At 45.2% G+C, this 26,195-nt stretch carries 24 protein-coding genes and 2 pseudogenes; 25 read left to right on the forward strand and 1 reads right to left on the reverse strand.

Annotation, left to right across the window (positions count from 1 at the left end):
• Positions 1–8: 8 nt before the first annotated feature.
• The 19 genes and pseudogenes from DXA13_RS09275 (at position 9) to DXA13_RS09365 (ending at position 19,377) form a co-directional block, all read left to right on the forward strand.
• A complete protein-coding gene (locus DXA13_RS09275) occupies positions 9–1,859 on the forward strand; it encodes a DUF6320 domain-containing protein (protein WP_118243698.1) in 1,851 nt (616 codons plus the stop codon).
• Between the two features lie 12 nt (positions 1,860–1,871).
• On the forward strand, positions 1,872–2,867 hold the full coding sequence (locus DXA13_RS09280) for an alpha/beta hydrolase (RefSeq protein WP_118243701.1): 996 nt from the start codon (positions 1,872–1,874) through the stop codon (positions 2,865–2,867).
• A gap of 343 nt (positions 2,868–3,210) precedes the next feature.
• Complete coding sequence (locus DXA13_RS09285; protein WP_181995591.1) at positions 3,211–4,146, forward strand: hypothetical protein; 936 nt, start codon at positions 3,211–3,213, stop codon at positions 4,144–4,146.
• Between the two features lie 166 nt (positions 4,147–4,312).
• Positions 4,313–5,308 (forward strand): stage III sporulation protein AA, encoded by a 996-nt coding sequence (spoIIIAA, locus tag DXA13_RS09290; RefSeq protein WP_118243705.1) that lies wholly within the window; start codon positions 4,313–4,315, stop codon positions 5,306–5,308.
• Positions 5,289–5,819, forward strand: a complete 531-nt coding sequence (locus DXA13_RS09295; protein ID WP_118243707.1) for a stage III sporulation protein AB — start codon at positions 5,289–5,291, stop codon at positions 5,817–5,819. The genes spoIIIAA and DXA13_RS09295 overlap by 20 nt, the downstream gene beginning before the upstream one ends.
• A 10-nt stretch (positions 5,820–5,829) precedes the next feature.
• Entirely contained in the window at positions 5,830–6,024 is a 195-nt protein-coding gene (gene spoIIIAC / locus DXA13_RS09300; protein ID WP_118243709.1) for a stage III sporulation protein AC, read from the forward strand.
• Positions 6,025–6,057: 33 nt separating this feature from the next.
• Positions 6,058–6,444 (forward strand): stage III sporulation AC/AD family protein, encoded by a 387-nt coding sequence (locus tag DXA13_RS09305; RefSeq protein WP_118243711.1) that lies wholly within the window; start codon positions 6,058–6,060, stop codon positions 6,442–6,444.
• Positions 6,445–6,471: 27 nt separating this feature from the next.
• Positions 6,472–7,656, forward strand: coding sequence for a stage III sporulation protein AE (locus DXA13_RS09310; RefSeq protein WP_243009040.1), 1,185 nt, complete (start codon positions 6,472–6,474; stop codon positions 7,654–7,656).
• Positions 7,657–7,714: 58 nt separating this feature from the next.
• Entirely contained in the window at positions 7,715–8,122 is a 408-nt protein-coding gene (locus DXA13_RS09315) for a stage III sporulation protein AF (protein ID WP_118243713.1), read from the forward strand.
• A 328-nt stretch (positions 8,123–8,450) separates the two neighbouring features.
• Complete coding sequence (locus DXA13_RS23020; RefSeq protein WP_347559795.1) at positions 8,451–8,780, forward strand: hypothetical protein; 330 nt, start codon at positions 8,451–8,453, stop codon at positions 8,778–8,780.
• 22 nt (positions 8,781–8,802) lie between these two features.
• Positions 8,803–9,544, forward strand: a pseudogene (locus DXA13_RS09325) (SpoIIIAH-like family protein).
• 195 nt (positions 9,545–9,739) lie between these two features.
• Complete coding sequence (locus DXA13_RS09330) at positions 9,740–11,131, forward strand: sodium-dependent transporter (RefSeq protein ID WP_118243715.1); 1,392 nt, start codon at positions 9,740–9,742, stop codon at positions 11,129–11,131.
• Positions 11,132–11,247: 116 nt separating this feature from the next.
• Entirely contained in the window at positions 11,248–12,468 is a 1,221-nt protein-coding gene (locus DXA13_RS09335; protein ID WP_118243717.1) for a BMP family ABC transporter substrate-binding protein, read from the forward strand.
• Between the two features lie 201 nt (positions 12,469–12,669).
• Positions 12,670–14,187: an ABC transporter ATP-binding protein gene (locus DXA13_RS09340; RefSeq protein ID WP_118243719.1), complete on the forward strand. Its 1,518-nt coding sequence runs from the start codon at positions 12,670–12,672 to the stop codon at positions 14,185–14,187.
• Positions 14,184–15,257, forward strand: coding sequence for an ABC transporter permease (locus DXA13_RS09345; RefSeq protein ID WP_118243721.1), 1,074 nt, complete (start codon positions 14,184–14,186; stop codon positions 15,255–15,257). The genes DXA13_RS09340 and DXA13_RS09345 overlap by 4 nt, the downstream gene beginning before the upstream one ends.
• Complete coding sequence (locus tag DXA13_RS09350) at positions 15,257–16,213, forward strand: ABC transporter permease (protein WP_118243724.1); 957 nt, start codon at positions 15,257–15,259, stop codon at positions 16,211–16,213. Before DXA13_RS09345 ends, DXA13_RS09350 begins: the two co-directional genes overlap by 1 nt.
• Before the next feature lie 190 nt (positions 16,214–16,403).
• Positions 16,404–17,300, forward strand: a complete 897-nt coding sequence (locus tag DXA13_RS09355; RefSeq protein WP_118243726.1) for a TIM barrel protein — start codon at positions 16,404–16,406, stop codon at positions 17,298–17,300.
• A 47-nt stretch (positions 17,301–17,347) separates the two neighbouring features.
• Entirely contained in the window at positions 17,348–18,313 is a 966-nt protein-coding gene (locus DXA13_RS09360) for a D-2-hydroxyacid dehydrogenase (RefSeq protein WP_118243728.1), read from the forward strand.
• A gap of 416 nt (positions 18,314–18,729) precedes the next feature.
• Positions 18,730–19,377 carry a cytidylate kinase-like family protein gene (locus DXA13_RS09365; protein WP_243009041.1) on the forward strand — a complete coding sequence of 216 codons (648 nt, stop codon included), beginning with the start codon at positions 18,730–18,732 and terminating at the stop codon, positions 19,375–19,377.
• A gap of 120 nt (positions 19,378–19,497) precedes the next feature.
• Here DXA13_RS09365 and DXA13_RS09370 read toward each other — a convergent pair whose 3' ends face one another.
• The gene (locus tag DXA13_RS09370; RefSeq protein WP_118243730.1) at positions 19,498–20,223 is read right to left on the reverse strand and encodes a GntR family transcriptional regulator; all 726 of its coding nucleotides are present in this window, start codon (positions 20,221–20,223) and stop codon (positions 19,498–19,500) included.
• Between the two features lie 244 nt (positions 20,224–20,467).
• Here DXA13_RS09370 and DXA13_RS09375 point away from each other — a divergent pair, with 244 nt between their 5' ends.
• The 6 genes and pseudogenes from DXA13_RS09375 (at position 20,468) to DXA13_RS09400 (ending at position 26,024) form a co-directional block, all read left to right on the forward strand.
• Complete coding sequence (locus tag DXA13_RS09375) at positions 20,468–20,935, forward strand: RidA family protein (protein ID WP_207662161.1); 468 nt, start codon at positions 20,468–20,470, stop codon at positions 20,933–20,935.
• Positions 20,925–21,812 carry a 4-hydroxy-tetrahydrodipicolinate synthase gene (gene dapA / locus DXA13_RS09380; RefSeq protein ID WP_207662162.1) on the forward strand — a complete coding sequence of 296 codons (888 nt, stop codon included), beginning with the start codon at positions 20,925–20,927 and terminating at the stop codon, positions 21,810–21,812. The genes DXA13_RS09375 and dapA overlap by 11 nt, the downstream gene beginning before the upstream one ends.
• 42 nt (positions 21,813–21,854) lie before the next feature.
• Entirely contained in the window at positions 21,855–22,856 is a 1,002-nt protein-coding gene (locus DXA13_RS09385; RefSeq protein ID WP_118243736.1) for a tripartite tricarboxylate transporter substrate binding protein, read from the forward strand.
• 125 nt (positions 22,857–22,981) lie between these two features.
• A pseudogene (locus tag DXA13_RS21670) lies at positions 22,982–24,171 on the forward strand (tripartite tricarboxylate transporter permease); the annotation flags it as partial.
• Between the two features lie 237 nt (positions 24,172–24,408).
• Positions 24,409–24,906: a tripartite tricarboxylate transporter TctB family protein gene (locus DXA13_RS21675; RefSeq protein WP_278287041.1), complete on the forward strand. Its 498-nt coding sequence runs from the start codon at positions 24,409–24,411 to the stop codon at positions 24,904–24,906.
• Between the two features lie 17 nt (positions 24,907–24,923).
• The gene (locus tag DXA13_RS09400; protein ID WP_118243743.1) at positions 24,924–26,024 is read left to right on the forward strand and encodes an alanine racemase; all 1,101 of its coding nucleotides are present in this window, start codon (positions 24,924–24,926) and stop codon (positions 26,022–26,024) included.
• The last annotated feature ends 171 nt before the right edge of the window (positions 26,025–26,195 follow it).

Below are 26,195 nucleotides of genomic sequence, written 5' to 3' on the forward strand. Positions count from 1 at the left end.
GATGAACGATGAAGAAAGGACCTCAGGGCTGGAGAAGACTGGACAATACGGCAAAGATATTTCCAGTTATTACAAATGAAAATTTCAGCAATGTCTTCCGGGTATCCGTTACCCTCAGGGAACAGGTGGACCCGGAACTGCTTCAGAAAGCTCTGGAGGACGTACTGCCATGGCTGGAGGGATTCAGAGTCAGGCTGAGACGGGGATTTTTCTGGTATTATTTTGAAAACAACAGAAGAACACCCCGGATCGAACGGGAGACGACTTATCCATGCAAGTATATTGATCCGAGAAGCAGCCAGATGTTCTTATTCCGTGTCAGCTTCTACCAGAGGCGAATTAATCTGGAGGTATTTCACGCGATTACGGATGGTATGGGAGCCGTCAATTTCCTGCGTGAGCTGACAAAACGGTATCTGCAACTTTCGCATCATACGGAATACGAGAAACCGGAAGAAGAAAATCTCGGCAGTACCGGTATTCAGGCAATTGAGGACAGTTACCTGAAGAACTACCGGAAGATGAAAAATAAGAGCTACAGTACGGAACGGGCTTACCAGCTGGAGGGAGAACGTCTGCCTCTGGATGCGGAAAATGTCATCCATGGGTATGTGAAGGTGGCTGATTTAAAAACGATGTGCCGGTCATATGGCGTCAGTATTACAAAATATTTGACGGCTCTTCTGATCTGGTCTGTATATCAGGCTTCGATGGATGGAAAACCGTGCGGCCAGACAATTGGAATCAATCTGCCGATCAATTTAAGATCCATATTCAAATCAGAAACAATGGCTAACTTTTTTGCAGTGACGGGAATTGATTTTACGCCTGTTGAGAACACCCATAAATTTGAGGAAATTCTAAAAGAAGTGAGCCGGCAGATGGATGAGAAAATTGTCCGGGAAAAGCTCCAGGAACGGATATCCTATAATGTTTCCAATGAAAAAAAGTGGTACATCCGAATTATGCCTCTGTTCGTAAAATGGGTAGGTGCCAATCTTATTTTCTGCCGGAATGACAGAGCTCACACGCTCACCTTATCGAATATTGGTCCGATTATGCTGGATGAAGAATATCAGAAGTACATTGAACGTTTTCACTTTGTTATCGGCGTATCGGAACGGCAGAGATTAAAATGCGGCGTATGCTCCTGCGGTGATGAAATGATTATCACGTTCAGCTCGGTATTGGCAGATACCAAGCTTCAGGATTACTTTTTCGACTCCATGAGAGATCAGGGCATACCTGTAGAAACGGAAGGAAACGGCGTGGCGGAAGGCATACCGGATAAAAACATGTATCCCAAGATTCATTACGACAAAAGTATGTGGAAAAAGCTGGTTCACGTATTTTATGCTGTAATGGCAGTGATGGCCGTGGTTCTGGGTATTATAAACTATGTGACAGGAACGGAAATTCTCTGGTCGGGAATCGCCGCAGGCTGCATTCTTTACGCCGCAGTTACGATCCGTTATTCCATCATGCGCCATGCCAATCTGGGATCAAAAATTATGATACAGACGATAGGGGCTCAGGTGCTTCTGATACTGACGGATCATTTGCTGGGGTATGAAGGATGGTCTGTAAATTATGCGGTTCCCAGCACGATTTTATTTGCAGATATAGCAATTGTGTTTTTGATTATTGTGAACCGGCTGAACTGGCAGAGTTATCTGATGTATCAGATTACGATTACCATATTCAGCTTTATCCCGGTGATCCTATGGGCTGCCGGGTGGGTTACAAAGCCGGAAATGGCGGTTATAACGGTTATGTTTTCCGTACTGATCCTGATACTTGTGGTGGTGAGAGGCGACCGAAGCGTGAAAAGAGAACTGATCCGCAGGTTTCACTTATGAGAGGAGCATGAAATGAGAGAGAAACGGGTAAGCGTAAGAGGAAATCTGGTACGGGAAATGATGAAAAATGTGATGGAGACTTCACTGAAACAGCCGATTCAGAAGGGGGATTTCAGAAAAAATCCAGTGGAACCAGCCTGGGTCTGCCCATCTGGATATGAGTACGAAATCATTGAGAGGGAAAATTTCCATATGGAATACCTCTGCCCGACAGGGGTCTATACAGGAAGGATGATACTTCAGCTTCATGGAGGCGGTTATATCGGACCGATGAAGAATGTGTACAGGCATTTTGCCGTCAGATATTCCAAAATCAGCTTTGGGGGAGATGTCCTGTCGGTAGATTATCGGGTGGCGCCGGAAAATCCTTACCCGGCAGCCCTTTTAGATGTCGTGGAAGCATATCGATGGCTGATTGAGGAGAAAAATTACAGGCCTTCACAGATCGTGATAGCGGGAGATTCAGCAGGAGGCGGCCTTGCCCTTGCGCTCTGCCTGTATTTGAAAGACCACAGAATTCCTCTGCCGGCCGGGGTGATTCTTATGTCTCCATGGACCGACCTTACATTGAGCGGAGACAGTTACAGGGAAAATTATGAGATCGACCCGTTATTTGGCAATTCTACGGATAATATGCTTTATGATTCCGCCTATATTGGTGAGCACGATCCAAGAGAACCGTATATATCTCCGATTTACGGAGATTTTAAAAAGCTGCCGCCCATGCTGATTCAGGTAGGAAGCTATGAGGTTCTGCTCAGCGACAGCATCGCTGCAGCAGAAAAGGCAAAGGAAGCAGGAGTCCGCCGCAGGCTGTCCATATATGAGGGTATGTTCCACGTATTTCAGATGGGCCTGGACCTGATACCGGAAAGCAGGGAAGCGTGGGAAGAAGTTGCCGCATTTATCAGGATTATCTATAAAATAAAAAGAAAGCCGGAAGGGAAAGTTGTAAAAAAAGTAAGAAACAGAACCAGAAATACACAGAAAAATCCCCCACAAAACTAGAACTTGTGGTATAATGTGCACGTAAGCAATGAGCCATGCAAGAACAAACAGCTAGGTATTCCCGTCGTGCTTGCACGTAAGGAAATATCTGGCTGTCTGCTCTTATAGGGCGAAAGCCCGTGACCGAAATGGAGCGAAGCGAAATTGAGGCCACAGCATGGCGAAGTAAACCATGCGAAAGCCCGTGACCGAAATGGAGCGAAGCGAAATTGAGGCCACAGCATGGCGCAGTAAACCATGCGAAAGCCTGTGACCGAAATGGAGCGAAGCGAAATTGAGGCCACAGCATGGCGTAATAAGCTGATTTTTTACAAAGGACATCACTATGATAGGAGGAAGCAAAATGCTGAAAAAACGATGGGGTATACTGATTACAATGCTGCTGATAAGCCTCTTTCTGATCGGGGGCAGTTTTCAGGCGCTGGCAAAAACCAGCGATGACGATGATGAAAAAGAACAGCTGGAAGAGGTTTCCGGACTGTGGTGGGATGACGATGGTGAGGCAAACTGGGATGAGATCGAGGGGAAATATCAGTATGAAGTAAGCCTTTACCGTGATGGTTCCAGGGTGATTACAGTTAAGACAAAGTCTGAAAAATATAAATTTTACTCCAAGATGACAAAAGAGGGAGAGTATTCATTCCGTGTCCGCGCCCTTGCGAAATCAAGCAGCAGAGATTATACAAACGGCCCATGGTCTGAATTTTCAGATTCCTTTGATGTGGATGACGATTACGCAGACGCAGTAAGAAATAAAAAGACGTCTTCCAAGGATGACGACGACGATGACAGTTCCGATTCAAAGCCTACAGGCAATACGGGATGGCAGGAGGACCAGACGGGCTGGTGGTGGCTCAGGTCAAACGGAAGCTATCCGAAAAATGAGTGGATGACCATTAACGATAAGCGCTATTATTTTAACTCAGACGGTTACATGGTAACAGGATGGGTTGAGATCGACGGCAAGAATTATTTCTTTGATGGTTCCGGCGCTTACCAGCCGGATGGCGGAAACGGACAGCCGTCTGCCACAGGAGAGTGGAAGCATGACAATGCAGGCTGGTGGTGGAAGGAATCAAATGGCAGTAATCCTGTGAACCGGTGGGAATACATCAACAATAAGTGGTACTTTTTCGACTCCACAGGCTACATGAAAACAGGATGGATTTCCTGGAATAACCTTTGGTATTACTGCGACGCCAGCGGGGCAATGGTTACAGACAATTATGTAGAAGGCAGTCACTGGGTTGACAGCAGCGGTGTCTGCAGGGACAGGTAATTCATAAATAATTCAAAGGCAGTTTACAAGGCCGGTATATGCAAAAAAGACAGAGATGTCTTACGCATATGCCGGCTTTTGTTTATCCGGGATAAAGTTCTGCTGTTCTTTGTGGTTATAATTTCAGGACATCCTTACATATACTGAGGTAAAAGGAGGGAAGGATATGGAAAACAGGGACGGGTTTCTTCAGATTTTTTCGAAGGGGATAAGGGAAATGCTGGCCGGCCTGGCCGTCGATTTCGGACAGGTACAGGAAATACGGCTTAGAATTTCCGCCCCCCTTTTTATGGTATATCAAAACAGGGAAGTTTTTATAAGCAAAACAGGGAGAATGTCTGCAGGGAAGGAAGGGGCCTACATAGTCACCCGGAAAGACCTGAAAGAAACGGTAGAATGTATGAGTAATTATTCCATGTATGCCTTTGAAGAAGAACTGCGCCAAGGCTTCATTACCATCCAGGGCGGCCACAGAATTGGGATTGCCGGAAGGGCAGTTGCAGATGGCAGGAATATCCGGACGATGAAATTCATATCATTCATTAACGTCAGGCTGTCCCATGAAGTCAAAGGCTGTGCAGACAGAATAATGCCTTTCCTGATGCGCAGGACGGCTTCCGGGAATGAAGAGTTCTGTCATACTCTGATTGTCTCTCCCCCGCGATGCGGGAAGACGACGCTTCTACGTGATATCATCCGCCAGGTCTCTAATGGGACAGGCATAAGAAAAGGCATGACGGCCGGGGTGGTGGATGAAAGGTCAGAGATTGCCGCATGCTGGCAGGGAGAGCCGCAGAATGACGTGGGAATACGTACGGATGTACTGGACTGCTGCCCGAAAGCGGCAGGCATGATGATGATGATCCGCAGCATGTCGCCGGAAGTGATTGCTGTAGATGAAATCGGAAGCCGTGAAGAACTGGAAGCAGTCCGGTATGCCGTAAACTGCGGCTGCCGCCTGGTGGCAACCGTACATGGGGAATCCATAGAAGACATAAAGAAAAAGCCGGTTTTAAATGAGATGTTTGCAGAGGGGATCTTTCAGCGATATGTTCTTCTGGACTGCAGCGGCCACATCGGCCACGTAGCCGGCGTTTACGATGCAGCTGGGAAAAACGTAGGGAAAGAGACAGGTGACCAGTATGCTGATGGTCTGGATTAAGACGGCGGGGATTCTGCTTACGGCAGCTGGGGCTGCCGGAACAGGAATATCCATGGGACTGAGATACAGAGACCACCTCCGGTTATTAGAAGATTTAAGAAAAATGATCACACTGTTAAAAGGAGAAATCCTGTATGCCAATGCTCCGTTGGAAGAGGCATTTGCGCACGCAGGGGAGAGAAGCAGCTGTGTGTTAAGCGGGATGTTTACAGATATGTCCAAGAGAATAGCAGAGCGGAACGGGGAGTCCTTTTATGAGATGTGGCAGGAAGAGGTTGACCGGCTGGATAAAGAGGTTCCGCTTTCAAATGAGGACAGAAGGCAGCTGAAGGGGTTAGGCCAGAACCTTGGCTATCTGGATCACGCAATGCAGGAGAGAACAATCCTGTTGTATCTGGAGCAGCTGGATGGGGAAATTACATATCTCAGGGAGCATCTGCAGGAAAAGAACAGACTTTATACAAGCCTGGGCATTGCAGCAGGGCTTTTTCTGATTATTGTTATGTGTTGAGGAGGGCGGCATGGGAGTAAATCTGATTTTTAAAATTGCGGCAGTGGGAATCCTTGTTTCTGTGATCTGCCAGGTATTGAAGCACAGCGGCAGAGAAGAGCAGGCGTTTCTGACGAGCTTGGCTGGACTGGTCCTTGTGCTGTTCTGGATGGTTCCATATATATACGAGCTTTTTGAGACTATAAAACAATTATTCGCCCTGTAAAGTAAATGCAGGCGGGGAAGGAAGTGGAAGAGAATGACAATTATCACGATGGCGGCGGCCGGGATAGCAGCAGTGCTTCTGGCAGTACAGCTGAAAGGCGTGAAAAGCGAATACGGTACATATATGGTAATTGCGGCCGGCTTTTTCATTTTCTTTTACGGAGCAGGAAAGCTGGGAATCATTCTGGATACCCTAGAAAAAATCATTTCCTGTATAAAGATCAATAAAGTATATTTAAACACACTTCTGAAAATGGTAGGGATCGCATATGTGGCGGAATTCTCGTCGGGAATCTGCAAAGATGCCGGTTACAGTGCAGTTGGAACACAGATTGAGATATTTGGAAAACTGTCGATTCTGGCAGTCAGCATGCCGGTTTTTATGGCATTGATAGAGACTATGCAGAAATTCCTGGCGTAAAGGACGCAACATGATGGAGAGAGGCCTATGGAAAAAATAAAACGGCTCAGACAGCTGCTTCTGATATTGTTTATCGTATGGGAAGGAAGCCTGGGATTATTGAGTGTCAAAGCGTTTGCTGCAGAGACGGATGCAGACGGCGGCGGGGGCGTGAGCCTGTCGGATTATGATTTTACTGCAGTAGAAGAATTCCTGAAGAATCAGGGAAGGCAGAACGGCTGGAACCTCTCTTTTACAGAGATGATAAAAAAGCTGATGAATGGCGATGCCGGGGACGTAGCCCAAATGGCTGCGGGAACGATAAAAAACGCCATGTTTTCAGAAATAGGAGGGAATGGGGACCTGCTTCTTCAGATCATGGTGCTTGGCCTTGCCGGAGCTGTTTTTACGAATTTCTCAGGCGTTTTTACAGCGAATCAGGTGTCGGAGACCGGATTTTTCGTTACATACCTTTTGATATTTTCCTATCTGGCGGCGAGCTTTTTTGCCAGCGTGACGCTGACAGGAGAAGCCGTTGGAAGAATTCTCGAATTTATGAAGCTGTTAATGCCGTCCTATTTTCTGGCTGTGGCATTCTCAGGAGGGAGCGCTTCCTCGGCTGTACTCTACGAGTCCATGTTTCTTGCTGTATCATCCGTAGAATGGCTGTTTGTGAGAGTGCTTCTGCCGCTTATGAAGATATACCTTCTCCTTTCCCTGGCAGGCCACATTGCCAAGGAAGACATGCTGTCCAAACTTACCGATCTGATAAAATCAGGGGTGACATGGAGCCTTAAAACAGTGATGGGTATTGTACTCGGCTTAAATCTTCTTCAGGGTATGATTATGCCGTATGTGGATGCTGTTAAAAATTCAACCATGACGAAGGCAATGGAAGCGATTCCGGGAGTCGGCAAGGGGGCAGGTATGGTCGCCCAGCTGATGCTTGGTTCCGGAATTCTGATTAAAAATACGATGGGTGCGGCTGCGGCCGTTATTCTTATGGTTATTACGGCAGTACCTATTATTAAACTGGTCATTCTTGCACTGATGTATCAATGTGCTGCGGCCGCTCTGGAGCCGGTCTGTGACAAACGGATCATCTCATGTGTTACGGCTGCTGCGGAAGGGCATAAAATTCTTGTAAAGCTGCTGGTTTATTCCATGGTGCTGTTTGTTATTGCGATCGCTATGGTATGCAGCGCCACAAACGCCGTATATTTCAGCGGTTAAAAAAAGTGCCGTACAGGCATAAAATCTGTAAACAGCCGGTTAGTGAGGAGGAGAAGGGATGGAAGGATTATATGGCTGGGTGAAAAACATTGTCTTTTATCTGATATTCCTGACCGTTCTCATGGGACTGCTGCCGTCAGGAAAATACGAAAAGTACATCAGGCTGTTTGCCGGTATGATTCTGATCTTAATCGTAGCCAGCCCGTTTCTGTCAGGAATAAGGCTGGAGGACAAAATGGCCGGATACTTCGAGGAATTTTCATTTCAGAACGATGCACAGGATCTGAAAAAGGAGATTTACGGCATGGAAGAGAAGCGGCTGTCCATGCTGATCAGCCAGTATGAAGAAGCAGTAGCCGTAGATGTGAGACAGATGGCGGAAGAATCGGGATTGGCCGTCACGGATGTCGGCGTAGAAATAGAAGGAGCCAGTCATCAGAACATTTTGGCAAAGTCCTGGGCATAAGGCTCACTGTGGCCGGAAGGCTGGCCGACAATCAGGAACAATCAGCCGCATTCAGAAGGAAAACAGCTCAGTATTATCAATTGGAGGAAAACCATGTGGAAATTCAATTTCAAAATGACCAGGGATAAATGGTTTCTTGTTCTGGCAGCCGGACTCTGCCTGCTTGTTCTGGCAATGCCGTCGGGAGGAAGAAAAGGAGCGTCTTCCGGCAGTACCAAAGCTCCTGCACAGAGCGCGCAGGGGGGAGGTGAGGTCGGGAAAACGTATGAAAGACAGCTGGAAGACCGGGTAAAAAAAAATCCTTTCTACAGTGGAAGGGGTGGGAAAAGTGGATGTAATGATCGTACTGAAATCTTCAGAGGAAAAAATTCTCAGAACAGACCGGTCACAATCCCTTTCAGAGTCGGATGAGCTGGATCCCGACGGTATGAGCCGCAGCGTAAAAAGCAGCGATACGCAGGAGAGTACCGTCCTTACAGGAAATGGAGCAGACAGCGCTCCTATCGTGGAAAAAGAATTGAAGCCGGAAATTGAGGGAATTATCGTAAGCGCGCAGGGGGGAGGGAATGCCGTAATAAAGGAAGAAATTTCTGCGGCACTGGAAGCATTATTTCATGTACCCAGGCATAAAATAAGAGTATTAAAGAGGGTCGAATAAAGGAGTGTATGACATGAAAAATATGAAAAAGCTGTTCCGAAGGAACCAGATCATCATCACTACACTGGCTATAATGATTGCCGCGGCAGGTTATCTGAATTATGCCGGCAAAAAAGAGGCAGTTTCCGGAATGATGTCTATGAGGCAGGTATGATGGAGATATCCGATGAGGACATTCTGGCTGAAAACCAGGCATTGACGGCATCAGATCCGGTTAAGGAAATTGTCAGTCCGGATGAAGGCATGGAAGAAGCAGAAGACGTAGCCAATGTAGCGGAAGCAACGAAAGCACCGGAAAACGGTCAGGAAACAGGCGGCCTCAGGTGGCGGACGGAAGCGAAGGACAGCAGCAGGAAGCCGGTATGGATAATCCAGGAGAAGCAGTCCTTACGAGCGGTATGAACGTATCGGAATACATAGCGAATGTTCAGCTTTCCAGAGAACAGGTGAGGGCTAAAAATAAGGAAACTCTCAATGAAATCATCAACAGTCCGTCGATTGATGAGGCTGCAAAGCAGCAGGCTGTCAACGATATGATTCGGATGACTGAAGTGGCAGAAAAAGAAAATGCTGCCGAAACACTTCTGCAGGCAAAAGGTTTCGTAAACCCGGTGGTCAGCATTACGGACGGCCAGGTCGACGTAGTTATCAATGCGGCCAGCATTACGGATCCGCAGAGAGCACAGATCGAAGATATCGTTAAGAGAAAAACGGAAGTAGGCGCAGAAAATATTGTTATAACAATGCTGAATACAAAAAAATAAGATCCTCATAAAAGCCGTACAGTGAAATAAGCTGTGCGGCTTTTTACATGATAGAAGCTGATTTGCCCTTTACATTTTACGGATGCCTATTGTAGAATAGAGACGGTACGCAATTTTACAGATGCGTATTGATTGCTGAACACCGGACGGGTGTGAAGCCGGGTAGGTATTTAAAGAAAGAAAAGAGGAAAGACTATGAAAAGAGAACAATTTTCATCCCGGTTAGGATTTATCCTGATTTCCGCGGGATGTGCCATCGGTCTTGGGAATGTATGGCGCTTTCCATACATTGTAGGCGCATATGGGGGAGCAGCTTTTGTACTGATCTACATGCTCTTCCTTCTGGTCCTCGGCCTTCCGATTATTGTTATGGAATTCGCTGTGGGGAGAGCCAGCCAGAAGAGTGCGGCATTGTCATTTGACGTACTGGAGCCGAAAGGTACGAAATGGCATATTGAGAAATATTTTGCCATGGCAGGCAACTATATTCTGATGATGTTTTATACGACGGTGGCTGGATGGATGGTCCTTTATTTCCTGAAAATGGCAAAAGGAGATTTTACAGGGCTGGATGCGGAAGGCGTCGGAGGCGTGTTTAACGACATGCTGGGAAATCCGGCTGTTATGACGATCTTTATGGTATTTATCGTCCTTCTCTGCTTTGGCGTTTGTGCGATGGGACTCCAGAAGGGCGTGGAAGGCATTACGAAGATTATGATGGTATGCCTGTTAATGCTCATGATCGTGCTGGCCGTCCATTCCGTATTTATGGAAAACAGCGGCCCAGGACTGGAGTTCTATTTAAAACCGGATTTTAAAAAACTGATGATGGGAAGTGATGGGAACGTCAGTATACACGCCCTTGGCGAGGCCATCTTTGCTGCCCTTGGACAGGCCTTCTTTACCCTCAGTATAGGAATCGGCGCCCTCGCAATCTTTGGAAGCTATATCGGAAAAGAGAGAAGGCTTACGGGAGAAGCTGTCAGTGTAACGATTCTCGATACATTTGTAGCGCTGATGTCAGGACTGATTATTTTTCCGGCCTGCTTTGCATACAATATCGACGCAGGACAGGGACCGGCCCTGATCTTCGTTACGCTCCCTAATGTATTTAATCATATGGCAGGCGGACGCCTTTGGGGAACTCTGTTTTTCCTGTTCATGTCCTTTGCAGCCATGTCTACGGTTATTGCCGTTTTCCAGAACATTGTATCGTTCGCAACGGACCTTACGGGCTGCAGCGTTAAAAAAGCGGTTGCATATAATATCGTTGCCGTAATCATCTTGTCCCTCCCGTGCGTTCTGGGATTTAACGTATGGAGCGGTTTTATGCCGCTGGGCGACGGAAGCACCATTCTGGATCTGGAAGACTTTATCGTGAGCAACAACCTTCTCCCGCTGGGAAGCCTTGTATATCTGGCTTTCTGTACGAGCCGTTACGGCTGGGGCTTCGACAATTTCCTGAAAGAAGCTAATGCCGGTACCGGAATGAAATTTCCGCGCGCCGTGAAATTTTATGTCAGCTTTATCCTTCCGGTAATTGTCCTCGTTATCTTCCTTCAGGGATATTGGAACAAATTTTTCTAAATAAGGAAAAATGTATAGGATTTGCCGAAATTTACCGGAAAATCTATTGAAAATTTTGTCAGATAAGGATACAATGATGTACGGTAACAAGTAAATTTCATTTCAGGAGGAGTAAAATGAGAAAATTTGTAAGCATTGCATTGGCAGCAGCTATGGTATTATCCATGAGCGCATGCGGCGGTTCTTCCAGCAAGGAAACGACAGCGGCAGAGACCCAGGCAAAAGAGACTCAGGCGGAGAGCAAGACCGATGAGTCCAAGGCAGAGGAGAGCGAGAGCTCAGGCGAGGCAAAGGAAGGCGTTATGCCGGCAGTTGCCAAGGAAGACATCAAGGTCGGCGTAATCCACATCGGAGATCCGGCAGCAGGGTCAGGCTATACGTATGCACATGACCAGGGTATCGTAGGCATGCAGAAGAATCTCGGACTCGAGGACAGCCAGATCGTACGTAAAAATAACGTAGACGATACGGATGCAACAGCAATTGAAACAGCAATTACAGAGTGTATTGAAGAAGGATGCAACATCATTTTCGCTACAAGCTGGGGATATATGGATACATGTGAGGCTCTTGCAGAAGAGTATCCGGAGGTTATTTTCTCACATGGTACAGGATATAAGAGCAACGGAACGAACTTCAACAATTATTTCGGAAGAATTTATCAGGCAAGATATCTGACAGGAATCGCTGCCGGAATGAAGACAAAGTCCAATAAAATCGGTTATGTTGCAGCCATGGGCAAGGACAACTCCGAAGTTACAGGCGGCTGCAATGCATTTGCAATGGGCGTTGCTTCCGTGAATCCTGACGCAAAGGTTTATGTAAAAGTAACGAACAGCTGGCTTGATCCGGAAGGAGAAGGACAGGCTGCAGAAGCGCTGATCGCAGAGGGCTGTGACGTGATCGGACAGCACTGTGATACTCCGAACCCACAGCTGGCTGCTGAAAAAGCAGGCATATGGGGCGTTGGATATAACTCTGATATGAGCCAGGATGCTCCTGCTGCAGTTCTGACTTCCACGATGTGGGATTGGTCAGTTTACTACACAGAAGCAGTAAAATCTTTAATCGACGGAACATGGACAGGTGAAAATTACTTCGGCTCTATCGCAGACGGCCTTGTTACATTTGCTCCTCTTTCTGACCTGTGTGAAGAAGGCACAGCTGAGAAGGTTGAAGAAGCAAAAGCAAAGATGGTTTCCGGAGAATGGGATGTATTTGACGGCGTGATCGAGTGCAACGATGGTTCCACAGTAGGCGAAGAAGGCAAGAGCTTATCAGACGCTGATATTACAGGCAACATGAACTGGTACTACAAGAATGTTGTAGAGAAGTAAGAAGAATAACAATCACATAGAGAGTGTTGCAGAAAAGAAATAATCATTGCCCTCGATACCAGATGGTGTGACCTGGCCGCTGCCTGGTACAAAATCTGGTATCGGAGGCATGTCTGTTTTTCCTTTTGCAACACTCTTTTGTTACTTTTTATTCCACTTTATTCCATTTCTATTTACCTTCCAGGGAAGAAGGAGAGACACATGACAGAGAATTTTGCCATTGAGTGCAGAAAAATTACTAAGAGATTCGGCAGTGTAGTTGCCAATGATGAGATTGATTTACAGGTCAGATATGGAGAAATCCTGGCTCTGCTGGGAGAGAACGGCTCTGGAAAAACGACGCTGATGAATATGCTGTCCGGGATATATCATCCGGATGACGGGGCTATTTATATCGGCGGCAAGGAAGTGACCATCAATTCACCGGTGGATTCGGCAGCGCTTGGAATTGGTATGATCCATCAGCATTTTAAACTGGTAGACGTATTCAGCGCCCAGGATAATATTGTTTTAGGGACAAAGGAGAAGAGACTGGCTTCCAAAGTCCTGAAAAAGAAAATTGAAGAGATCAGCCAGTCGTTTGGATTGGAAATTGAACCGGAAAAGAAAGTCTATGATATGTCTGTCAGCGAAAAGCAGACAGTAGAGATTCTGAAGGTTTTATATAGAGGCGCGCAGATCCTTATTTTGGATGAGCCGACGGCAGTGCTCACTCCTCAGGAGACAGAAAAGCTCTTTGCCATATTGAGGAAGATGAAGGAACAGGGATGCGCGATTATCATTATCACCCATAAGCTTCATGAGGTACTGGATATCAGCGACCGCGTGACGATCCTCAGAAAGGGAAAGAGTATCGACACGGTCAATACGAAGGAATCAGACGAAAAAAGGCTTACGGAACTCATGGTCGGCCGGCCGGTCAACCTGGAGATCAAGCGGCCGGAGGTGAAAAACAAGGAAAGCATCCTGAAGGTTGTGGACCTGACCGTAATGAAAAGCGACGGCTCGACGGCACTGGACGATATTTCCTTCGAAATCAATACGGGCGAAATCCTGGGTGTGGCCGGAGTGGCAGGCAGCGGGCAGAAGGAGCTGTGCGAAACGCTTACCGGACTTATGGAAGCAAAAAAAGGAGCAATTCTTTACCATAAAGAAAATATAGTCGGAAAAAGTCCGGCAGAAATTATCAAGCTGGGAATCAGCATGAGTTTTGTTCCGGAAGACCGCCTTGGGATGGGGCTTGTGGCATCCATGGGCATGGTGGACAATATGCTTCTGAAAACATACAGCAAGGGAAATGGTCCGTTTGTGGAACGGGTAGGGGCAAGAGAACAGGCGGAACGCCTGGTAAAGGAACTGTCAATTGTGACTCCGGGTGTTGATACACCGGTTCGAATGATGTCGGGAGGCAACGTTCAGAAGGTTCTTCTGGGCCGGGAAATCGAATCCAGCCCACAGGTGCTGATTACGGCATATCCGGTCCGGGGACTGGATATCAATTCCTCCTATACCGTCTATGACCTGTTAAATAAACAGAAGGAAAAAGGTGTGGCGGTCGTATATATCGGCGAGGATCTGGACGTACTGCTGGAGCTTTCCGACCGGATTATGGTGTTGTGCCACGGACAGGTAACAGGAATTGTGGACGCGCACAAAGTTACGAAAGAGCAGGTCGGCCTGATGATGACAGGAGCTGATATGAAGGAGGTGGGACTATGAACGAGCCATTGATCCGCGTTGTAAAAAAGGCAGAGCTGGCAGGACGTGAAATCGTCATTCTGCGTCTGGAAGCCGTCATACTGGCTATTGTGGCAGGCGGGCTTTTCATTCTTTCGATCGGCTATAATCCATTCCTCGTATATAAGACGATTGTGGAAGGCTGCTTTCGAAGCGCCATGTCTTTTCAGGCAACAATTAAGATTATGATTCCGCTTCTGGTTTCGTCGCTGGGCGTTACGCTGGCATTTAAAATGAAATTCTGGAATATCGGAGCGGAAGGCCAGATCATTATGGGCGCTGTATTTGCTTCGTATTTCGCTCTGTTTCATTCGGACTGGAACCACTGGATTCTTATACTTGCCATGACTGCGGCAGGCATCGTAGGAGGCGGGCTGTGGGGACTGATACCTGCATGGTTTAAGACGAAATTTGACACGAACGAGACGCTGTTCACCCTGATGCTCAATTATATCGCGCTCCACATTATTTCCTGGCTGCAGGAAGGGCCGTGGAGGGATAAAACGGCTCAGGGATTTGCCAAAATCCCACGCTTTGATAAAAATGCTGCACTTGATAAGGTTTTAGGAATCCAGTTTGGATGGATCATTGCGCTGATCCTCGTTGCTGTTATCCTGATTTACTTAAAATATTCCAAGCAGGGATATGAAATCGGCGTTGTGGGAGAAAGCCAGGATACGGCCAGATATGCAGGAATGAATGTACGCAGGATCGTGCTCAGAACCATGTTCTTTTCAGGGGCCGTATGCGGCCTGGGAGGCATGATCCAGGCGGCAGGGTCCGATATTACCCTGACTACGTCCGTAGCCGGCGGAGTAGGCTTTACGGCTATTATAGTCGCATGGCTGGCGCAGCTGAATCCGGTGATGATTCTGGTGGTTTCCCTCTGCTTCAGCATATTGGAAAAAGGAAGCAGCGTGGTACAATCTACTTACGGGCTGTCATCTGACTGCGCGGCTGTGCTTCAGGGAATCATTCTCTTCTTTATTCTTGGGTGCGAGCTGTTTGTACGATATAAATTTGTCTTTCGCAGGAAAGGAGGTGCGGCATAATGGATATGGCGGTTAAATTTATTGTAGCAGCTGTGCTTGCGGGAACGCCGCTGCTTTTCGGAACGGTCGGAGAAATCCTGAGTGAGAAGGTAGGCCACCTGAACCTGGGGGTGGAGGGTATGATGTCCATCGGAGCATGCGCCGGTTTTATGGCAGGCTATCTGACGGACAACTTCTGGCTGGCAATCCTGGCTTCTTTTATCGCCGGTGTGGCTGCCGCCCTCATCTATGCAGTACTGACGGTTACATTTATGGCGAATCAGAACGTGACCGGCCTGACGCTTACGATTTTTGGCATCGGACTCGCAAATTTTATCGGTTTTTATATGCTGGGTAAGACAGGAAGTAAAAGTCTGAAGCTGCCGGAGACGATTACAGCTCAGATGAGGAACATCCATATTGCAGGGCTTTCCGATATTCCGATAGTGGGACCGCTTTTGTTTTCCTATAATCCTTTTGTATACCTTGGTATTGTGACGGCAGTGCTGATGGGCCTTTATCTCCACAAGACGAAAATGGGACTGAATGTGCAGGCGATCGGTGAAAATCCAGGAGCAGCGGATGCGGCGGGAATCCAGGTGACAAAGCTGAGGTATTTCAATATTCTGCTGGGCGGAGGAATCTGTGGGATTGGCGGTGCATACTGTTCCATGATTATCAACGGAGGCGTGTGGATCAGCGATAATGTAGGAGGCCTTGGCTGGATCGCAGTGGCGCTTGTCATTTTCGCTTCCTGGAATCCGGTTCATGCGATTTACGGGTCTTTCGTTTTCGGAGCGCTCAGAGTGCTTAAATATTACGTGCCGAAGTCAACTTACAATATTCCGATTGCGTTTTTTGATATGCTCCCGTTCCTGATCACCGCGCTTGTACTGATTGTTTCATCGGTCAGAAAAAGCAAGGGAGCGCATATTCCTGCTCATTTAGGAGTCAACTATTTCCGTGAAGATCGCTGATGGAATAGGTTTTATAAACAATTTCTAAAAAAGGCCGTTAAACGGTTGACAAATTCAGGAAAAAGTATTAAATTATTGCTGTAATATGTAAAACCAGATTTCACAATGTGAAACAAATATGAAACGCTGAAACTATTTGGAACGGAGTGAAACTGGAAAATACAAATAAAATTTAAGGAGGATGATTGAAATGAGAGAGTCAATCCATAAATATTTCCAGGTAGGTACCATTTCTTGGATGAGTTATCCGAATAGAGATGTACTTGAGGTAATTCAGAAAGTTGCCAGCGATGATTTCTTCGATGCAATTGAAATTCCAACAAAAATGGATGATGAAACTAGAGCAAAAGCAGCTAAGTTGCTTGCAGAGAGCCATTTAAAGGTTTGCTGCGGCGCACAGCCGAGACTGCTTGGACCGAAGTTAAATCCTAATGATGTTGATGAGGAAGGCAGAAAGCAGGCAGAAGCTACTTTAATCGAAGCAATTGATCAGGCAGAAGAATTAGGCGCTAAGGGAATCGCTTTCCTGGCAGGTAAGTGGGCTCCGGAGACAAAGGATCTGGCATACGAGCAGCTGTTAAAGACAACAAGAGCCGTATGTGATTACGCTGCAACAAAGGGAATGAACGTGGAACTGGAAGTATTTGATTTCGACATGGACAAAGCAGCATTAATCGGACCAGCTCCATATGCAGCAAAGTTCGCAGCTGATATGAGAACAACACACAACAACTTTGGCTTAATGGTTGACCTGTCCCATTTCCCGACAACATACGAGACATCCAAGTTTGTTGTTCAGACTCTGAGACCATACATTACACACTTCCACATTGGCAACGCTGTTGTTAAGGAAGGCTGTGAAGCTTACGGAGATCAGCATCCAAGATTCGGATTCCCGAACTCTGCGAATGATACAGCTGAATTAGTTGATTTCTTCACTGTATTAAAAGAAGAAGGATTCTTCAACGCTGAAAATCCATATGTACTTTCTTTCGAAGTTAAGCCATGGGGCGATGAGAATGACGAAGTCGTAGTTGCCAATACGAAGAGAGTCATCAACAGAGCATGGGCTTTAGTAGAGGATTAATTGTAACAGCAAAATACAATCATATATAAAGAAAGGACAGAACAATCATGAAAATTGTTGTCTTAGATGGTTATACCGAGAATCCTGGAGATTTAAGCTGGGAAGGATTAGAAGCACTTGGAGAGGTTACTGTATATGACAGAACTTCTACAGTAGATGCTCCAATTATCGCTGAAAGAATCGGCGATGCAGATATCGTTATCACAAACAAAACTCCACTTACAAAGGCTACGATTGACAAGTGCCCGAACATGAAGATGGTTGCATTCCTGGCTACAGGCTACAACGTGTGTGATTATCAGTACTGCAAGGAAAAGGGAATTCCGGTAATGAACGTTCCTACTTATGGTACAGATATCGTTGGACAGTATGCAGTAGGTCTGCTGTTAGAAATCTGCTCTCACTTCTGGTATCATGATCAGACAGTTAAAGAGGGAAAATGGGCTAACAACATTGACTGGTGCTACTGGGATTTCCCAATGATCGAGCTTGCTCATAAGACAGCCGGCGTTATCGGCTTAGGACGTATCGGACAGACTACTGCAAGAATTCTTAAGGCTATGAATATGAACGTAATCGCTTTTGATAACTTCCAGAGTGATGCAGGCAGAGAAGTTGCAGAATACGTTGATCTTGATACTCTGTTAGCTAAGTCTGACGTTATCTTCTTACACTGCCCGCTGTTCCCGGATACAGAAGGCATCATCAACAAGGATACCATCGCAAAGATGAAAGACGGCGTTATCATTATCAATAACAGCCGTGGACCGCTCGTTGTTGAGCAGGATCTTGCAGATGCATTAAACAGCGGCAAAGTATATGCTGCAGGCCTTGATGTTGTTTCTACAGAACCGATTAAGGAAGACAACCCATTACTGAAGGCTAAGAACTGCCTGATTACACCACATATCTCTTGGGCTGCTAAAGAGTCCCGTCAGAGAATTATGGATATCACCGTTGCTAACGTAAAGGATTTCATTGAAGGACATCCTGTAAACGTAGTTAACAAATAATCAGAATCACGAAATAAAAGACACTGGCTCCGTTTCAGTCCACCAGGCTGAGGCGGAGCCTTTTTGCTTTCCAGGAAAGCCCTTGTTCTTAAAACGTGTTAAAGTGCTTGATTACTGGAAAGTAAAAAGCGCTCCGCTATGGACAGCGTGCCCCCGCATGAGCGGTTAGGCGCATTCGCGTGAAGGGAATGATACCGTTATAGCGGCGTTATGCCCTTCGCGCGAGTGCCTCCTGCGGAATAGATGGAAGCATCCTGTGTGTATTTGTGCTGATTTTAGAAAATTATAGAAAATAAAGAAGAGATAGCAGAAAATAATTGATTTATTTTTGAAAAATCAGTATAATATAAGTGAAAGTAGATAAAAACAAAGTCAACCATTGCAGTAAAACCGAATACAGAAAGGGGCGGGGATTTATGATGAAGAAGATTATTACGATCAGCCGTGAATATGGCAGCGGCGGACGGCAAATCGGACAGATAGTAGCTGACAAATTGGGAATTCCTTTTTACGACAGGAAAATTATTGAAGAGACCGCCAAAGAAGCCGGTTTGAGCCCGGAATTTGTGGAAGGACATGAAGAAAAACTGCAGAACAGCTTTTTTTATAATTTTGCTCTTGGCGCAATTTATGGGCTGGCTCATCCGGATAAGCCGGATATTAAGAGTCTGCCGGCGACAGAACGGATTTTCCTGGCACAGCAAAAAGTGATCGAGGAGCTTGCAGATCAGGGACCTTGCGTAATCGTGGGACGGTGCGCGGATTTCATACTCAAGGACAGGGAAGACATGATGAAGGTGTTTATCTATGCGGATAAGGAAACCCGTAAAAAGAGAGTGATTGAAGAATACGGCCGCCTGCCTGAGTACATAGACCAGACGCTTGCATATGTAGACAAACACAGGAAACTTCATTATGAGACGTATACGACCCAGGAATGGGGCGACAGAAAGAATTATCACCTGATGCTGGACAGCACAGCATTTGGCATGGAAGCTGCGCCGAGATTATATGCCAGGCAGCGAAAGCAGAATGAGTGTCAAGTGAATAAAAAGAATAATTGAATAGTACGAGAGAGGGTGTTGCTAAAGTGTGATGTGCTCTCGATATCAGAATTATTTCTTAAGCATTGGCTTAGAGATTAACCTGGTACGAGGGCAAATCCTTTAACAGCACCCTCTTCTTTATTCTGAAATTTGATTATCCGAAGTTAAATGGGGGATATTTTCTTCAGATAAGACGGTACTGCCGACTCTTCGTATATGCTTTACGGTTATTTGCTCTGCCAGAGAAGGATCTTTTTTTGTGACGGCTTCGAACAGAGCTTTATGTTCCTGATATGATGTATCATAATCAGAAGGAATATAAGAAAAATAATATAAATAGCGAATCGTATTATTAATAGATCCCATAGTCAGAATTAATTGGTCAAGATAAGAATTTCCCGCAGCGATACTAAGAATGCGATGAAACGAATAATTAGCTTTGGCTATTTTTTCTACAATTTCTTTCTCTTTTACATCCTCCCTTAATAAAGCCGAAAACTGATCTAAATAATCTTTCATTCTATCAATATCTTCATCTGTAATATGTAATGTGCCCCAATATGCAGCGGTACCTTCCACTACACTTCTAAGATGAATCATCTGGACAAGATTTGATTCATATAGATCAGATACATATGTTCCCTTATGTGGATAAGTACGCAGCAATCCCTCCATATTTAAAGTTCTGATAGCTTCCTTAGCGGGGGCAGTACTTACATGAAAACGGCTGCTGATATCACGTTCTGAAATCTTTTCCCCCTTTTTTAATTCTCCCGAAATAATCTGACGGCGCAGAATATCCGTAATTTGGTCTCTCAAAGGAAGAGCAATTTCTAATTCATCTGTAATAACATCTTTTTTCAAGGCTGATACCTCCCTAAATTAACAAATAAAGTTATTATACCTGATATATTATTAAAAATCAATTGACTAATATGTGATATATCAGATATATAAATGGTGATTATGCACAAAAAATGATTTAATTTTGAAAATGCATTGTAAAAATATGTCGAAAGGTATATGATATTAACACGGAAACTAATATATCACATGTCATATATCACTTTTAGAAGGAAGGAGAGAAAAGATGGACTGTTACACAAGAATGAAAGAAATGGGTCTTGAACTACCAGCGCCGCCTAAACCAGGAGGAGTATACTCGGCAATAAGACAAGTAGGAAATTCCTTATATTTCACAGCTGGAGTCGGTTGTAAAAAGAATGGGGATTTACTATATACGGGTCATGTAGGGGAAGAGATCAGCATTGAAGAGGGAAGGCAAGCAGCCAGACAGAGTATTTTTAATTTATTAAGTATTATTGAAAGAGAAATAGGAGATCTGAGGCGCATTACAAAAATTGTTAAAATTCTCGGATTTGTTTCCTGCCAAAATGGTTTTGAAGACCAGCCGAAGGTAATCGATGCGGCCAGCGAACTGTTAATACAGATTTTTGGAGAGGAAATCGGATATGCCGCGCGATCTGCAATAGGTACCAATTCATTACCGGGCAACCAGGCGGTGGAAATAGAGATGGTATTTGAAACAGAATGGAGGGATGAGGGTGAAATTTGAACCACATGGTATTTTGCCGGCAATGATAACACCGGTCGCCGAGAATGGGAAAATTGATGAGAAGGCGCTAAGAAGCTTAATCGAATATGAGATAAAAGGAGGTCTTCACGGCATTTTTGCTGTTGGAACAACAGGAGAATTTTATGCGATTACGGATGATATGTATCGGGAAATATTGAGCATTACAGTTGATCAGGTTGGAGGGAGAGTGCCTGTTTACGCAGGAGCAAATGCTGTTTCTACAAGAGAAGCTATCCGTCTGGTAAAGATCGCGGAAGATTCAGGTGTAGATGCCGTCTCTGTTCTTACGCCTTATTTCATATCCGTCTCGCAGCAGGAACTCGCAGAGCATTATACGAACATTGCAGCCAGTACAAACCTTCCTGTACTGCTGTATGACAATTCACCGAAAACGCATATTTCCATTTCGCCGGATACTTCGTCAAAACTGGCTGATATTAAAAATATTGTCGGTATGAAAGACAGTTCAGGCGATATGACTGCAACAGCAGAGCACATAAGAAGAAATAAAGGAAAAGATTTTCATGTAATGATGGGGAGAGATACTCTGATTTACAGCAGTCTCTGCATAGGCGGTTCGGGAGCCGTTGCCGCATGCGCAAATGTTGCACCAGGATTATGTGCAGATATCTATAATAAATTTATTACGAATGATTTAGAGGGTGCACTGGAGGCCCAGTTTAAGCTTGCACCCCTTAGAATGGCTTTTACACTTGGCTCATTTCCTGCGGTAATTAAAGAAGCTCTTCAAATGATAGGGATTCCTGTAGGAAATTGTCTGAGGCCAACAGGAAAATTGAATGTGGAAGAACGGGCCCAGTTAGAAACAATTTTAAAAAACATGGAGCTGCTTTGATGCACTCTTATATTTAAATAATTATTAAGAAGGAGGATTTATATGAGAAAATACAGATATTTATCAATTATAACGGCATTGCTGTCGACTATTATGGTCATAACTGCAGGCTGCGGTACTTCTGCTAAAAAAGAAAACGAGAAGAATGAAGAGTATCCCATAAAATCAATAACAATCGTTAATCCCTTCGGCGCGGGGGGCGGCACGGACATTGCTGTTCGGAAACTGTCTGCTATGGTCGAGAAGGAACTTGGGCAAAGCGTCGTAGTTGTTAATAAGACTGGGGGAAGCGGAGCTGTAGGTTCGGCGGAAGCTGCTGCAGCCGCTCCGGATGGTTATACATTTCTGGTAAATGATAAATCACTGCTTGCGTCATATTATATGGGCGTTTCTCAAACAAAATGGGATGATCTGGAAAGCGTCTGCAGTTTGGTCCAGGCGAATTACGCTATTGTAACAGGCGCGGAATCAGGATACGATACTCTGGAGGATTTGATCAATGCTGCGAAAGCCTCTCCGGACAGCCTTTCTGTAGGGGTCTCAGGAATTGGAGGAATGTCTCATCTTGTTACGGAACAGTTTATTGATAAAGCAGGAATTTCAATTAAGGTGGTAGGTTTTGACGGCGGGTCAGAGGTTAAAGCCGCTGTTACCGGCAATCAGGTAGCATGTGCCACCCTGCAATTTGCAGAGATCATGCCTCTTGTAGAGTCTGGAGACTTACGGATTCTGGGTGTTGTTCAGGAAGAGAGAAGTAAAAATTCAAAACTGGCCGATGTACCTACACTACAAGAGCAGGGGATTGACTGTACATTAAACCAGAACTGGTTCTTATGGGCGCCAAAGGGAACGGACGCAGATATTGTAAATATAATATCAGAAGCTTTTGGAAAAGCAGTAAACAGCGATGAATACAAAGAATTTATGGAGGAAAATTACTATGCAGGTGCATGGACGAACCCTGAGGAGACAGTAAAGGAACTGACGAAACAGGATGATATATTAAAAGAAATCGTAGAAGAAGCTGGCCTGAATAAAAGTTAAGAACGGGTGAAGGGAGAGTGAGGCATATGTTAGTCCAATCGATTTCTTACCCGACAGCGAACAGGAGGGGATGACATATGGTTGAAACTTTATTCACAATACTGAAGCCTGATATTCTAATATTTATGGTGATATCTGTTGCAGGAGGACTGGTTGTGGGTGCAATTCCTGGTCTGTCAGCTACAATGGCAATGGCTTTGCTGACCCCCCTTACGTTTTCAATGAATTCAGATGTTGCCTTTGCAAGTTTATGTGCTATATACGTCGGTGGTGTTTCCGGAGGATTATATTCTGCAATTCTGCTGAGAATCCCAGGTACTTCCTCTTCGATTGCAACGACCTCGACGGTTTCCCTATGGCCAGAAAGGGAGAGTCAGGCAAAGCAATTGGTGTGGCATTGGTCGGCTCATTTATAGGGGGAACATTTAGCTTTATCATGCTCTTATGCTGTGCTCCGATTCTTGCAAAAGCAGCCCTGAAGTTCGGTCCGGCTGAATATTTCGCTGTATCGCTGCTGGGACTTTCTACAATTGCAGCGGTTGTCGGTGATTCGACCGTGAAAGGTTTACTTTCTGCAGCAGTAGGATTGGCAATGGGCACGGTGGGGCTCGATGTGATTATGGGATCGCCAAGATTTACTTTTGGAAGGATAGAACTGGTATCTGGTTTTGACGTTTTAGTCGTTATGATTGGCTGTTTTGCAGTTCCTCAGTTACTGCATGACGTTATCTGCCCAAGCCGTATAAAAGTGGATTCGGATACAAGCATAAAAGGGATGCTTCCTTCCTTGAGCTTTTTGAAAGCTCAGACCGTAAACTTTCTGCGATCATCTGTAATAGGGACGTGGGTTGGATTACTGCCTGGCGCAGGAGGCAGTATTGCCTCTCTTTTATCTTATGATCAGGCTAAAAAGGCATCTAAATATCCTGAAAATTTCGGTACTGGTGTACCAGACGGAGTCGTTGCCTCTGAAACAGCAAATAATGCGGTTATCGGAGGCAGCCTGATTCCAATGCTGACACTTGGAATACCGGGAGATACTCCAGCGGCTGTTCTTCTGGCGGCATTTACTCTTCATGGAATGCAGGCAGGCCCTTTGCTGTATAAACAGAACCCTGAAATGGTAAATTTGATTTTAGGCTCTCTGTTTGTGTCTAATATACTTATGATCCTGATCGCCTTGCTCGGAGCAAAATATATTGTCCGTACGTTAGAATTTCCCAAGGAATATTTAATACCAATTATTATAGTTATGTGTATTATTGGCACATATGCGACAAATCAGCGTTCGTTCGATATTGTAATAATGCTTGCTGTAGGGCTGTTGGGATTTGTAATGGAACGATACGGTTTTCCCGTAAGTCCACTTGTCTTGGGTGTTGTATTAGGACCGCTGCTTGAAAAAAATTTCAGAAGAGCAGTACAAGTGAGTAATTCCGGCATTTGGGGAATTATATCACGGCCGATTACTGCAGTTGTTTTGGCCTTGGTTGCAGTTAATTTCTGCAGGCCCCTGTTTTCTTTTCTATTTAAATGTTGGAAGAGGCGCTCTATGACAGTATTATCTGATGTAACGTTTGAAGAGGACACAGGAGAAAAAAGAACATTCAAGATAAACCGTATTGCGGGCGCGTGTGTCATAGCAGGAGGAATGTTATACTATTATTGGGCTTCTCTTTTAGGAAGTGCTGTTATGAAAGAAACGGCATATGGACCCGATTTTTATCCTAAGATTCTGGCTGCGATTATCGTCCTATTAGGCGTAATGCTATTGGTGATGAAACCGCAGAAAAAAGATAGGATTATGGATGAAAAGATTAATAAAAGGATTTTGTTTATTGCAGCTGCAGCGTTGGTAATCTACCCATTTCTTATATTAAAACTGGGATTTGTGGTATCTGGAATTCTGTTTCTAAGTCTCAGCTTCATGTTTCTGGGAAAAATAAAGTGGTTTAAAGCAGCGCTGGTATCCATGATTACAATCGCAGCACTATCTTTTGTATTTGAAAAAATATTTATAATAATACTTCCTCATGGCATGATTCTTTAAAGAAAGGATGAACACGTATGCAGTATATAGATACTCCGGCAATTATAATTGATATGGAAAAAGTAGAACATAATTTGAAAAAATATCAGGAAATTGCAGATCAAAGTGGCTGTAACTTTCGCCCTCACATTAAAACGCATAAAATACCGCGTCTGGCAAAGATGCAGATGGATTTTGGGGCAATAGGAATCTGCTGTGCTAAACTGTCCGAAGCCGAAATGATGGCTGCCAGTGGCATAAAAGACATTTTTATTGCCTATCCAATCATAGGAAAAGAAAAAATCGAACGTTTTTTGGCTTTATCGCGTCAAATAAGAATGATATGTGCGGTCGACAGCCTGGCTGGAGCCAGAGCCTTGTCCGAAGCGGCTAGGGTTCATGAGCAGATCGCAGAAGTCCGATTAGAAATTGATACGGGCTTCAGAAGAGCAGGTATACCGATTTCCAGCGTGCTTGAAGCAGCAAGGGAAATCCATAAACTTCCGAACCTCAATGTTACGGGGATTTTTACCTTTAAGAGTGCAACGTTGGGAGGAACTCCAACACTCGATTTAGAAGCCGCCGGAAGGGAAGAAGGCGAAATGCTATATGAAACGGCGGAGCTTCTGAGATCAAACGGAATCAACATTAAAGAGGTGAGCGGAGGATCGACGCCTACTGCTCGTTCGGTTGCAGCATGTAAAGGCGTGACAGAACTAAGAGCGGGTACATATATTTTTCAGGATGCGCCTAAGCTGGTTCAGAAAGTTGCAGAGGAATCGGAGTGCAGCGCTGCCGTAAAAGTGACTGTTGTCAGTACACCTACGCCATATCGGGCAGTCATTGACGGAGGGGTGAAAATTTTTGCAGGGGATACTAAAATAGGGGTGCCGCCGCTGTTTTTAAAAGGTTATGGCAATGTGATCGGCCATGACCATCTGATTTTCGATCATATGAATGAAGAACATGGGGTATTGATTGCAAAAGACGTTCCGACAGGTCTGACGGTGGGAGATACACTGTATATAATTCCCAACCATATCTGTACGTCAATGAATTTATGTGATTACGTTTATTTGAAAGAGAAGGACGGCAGCTACACAAAGACAAGAGTGGAAGGCAGAGGGATGTTTTATTAATCAGCAAGATACTGCCGGCAGAATATAAAAATACCAAAGAAGTGGCGGAGCGGTCCGCCACTTCAGACTGTAGACAAAGTCCCGAGCAATCGCTCGGGCTTTTCTACATTTGTCACCGCATTCATGGTATAATCATTATATCAGGAAGGCGGTGTTTTTATGTTGACGAAA

The sequence above is a fragment of the Clostridium sp. AM58-1XD genome (genome assembly GCF_003464085.1).
Classification (GTDB): Bacteria; Bacillota; Clostridia; order Lachnospirales; family Lachnospiraceae; genus Lachnoclostridium_A.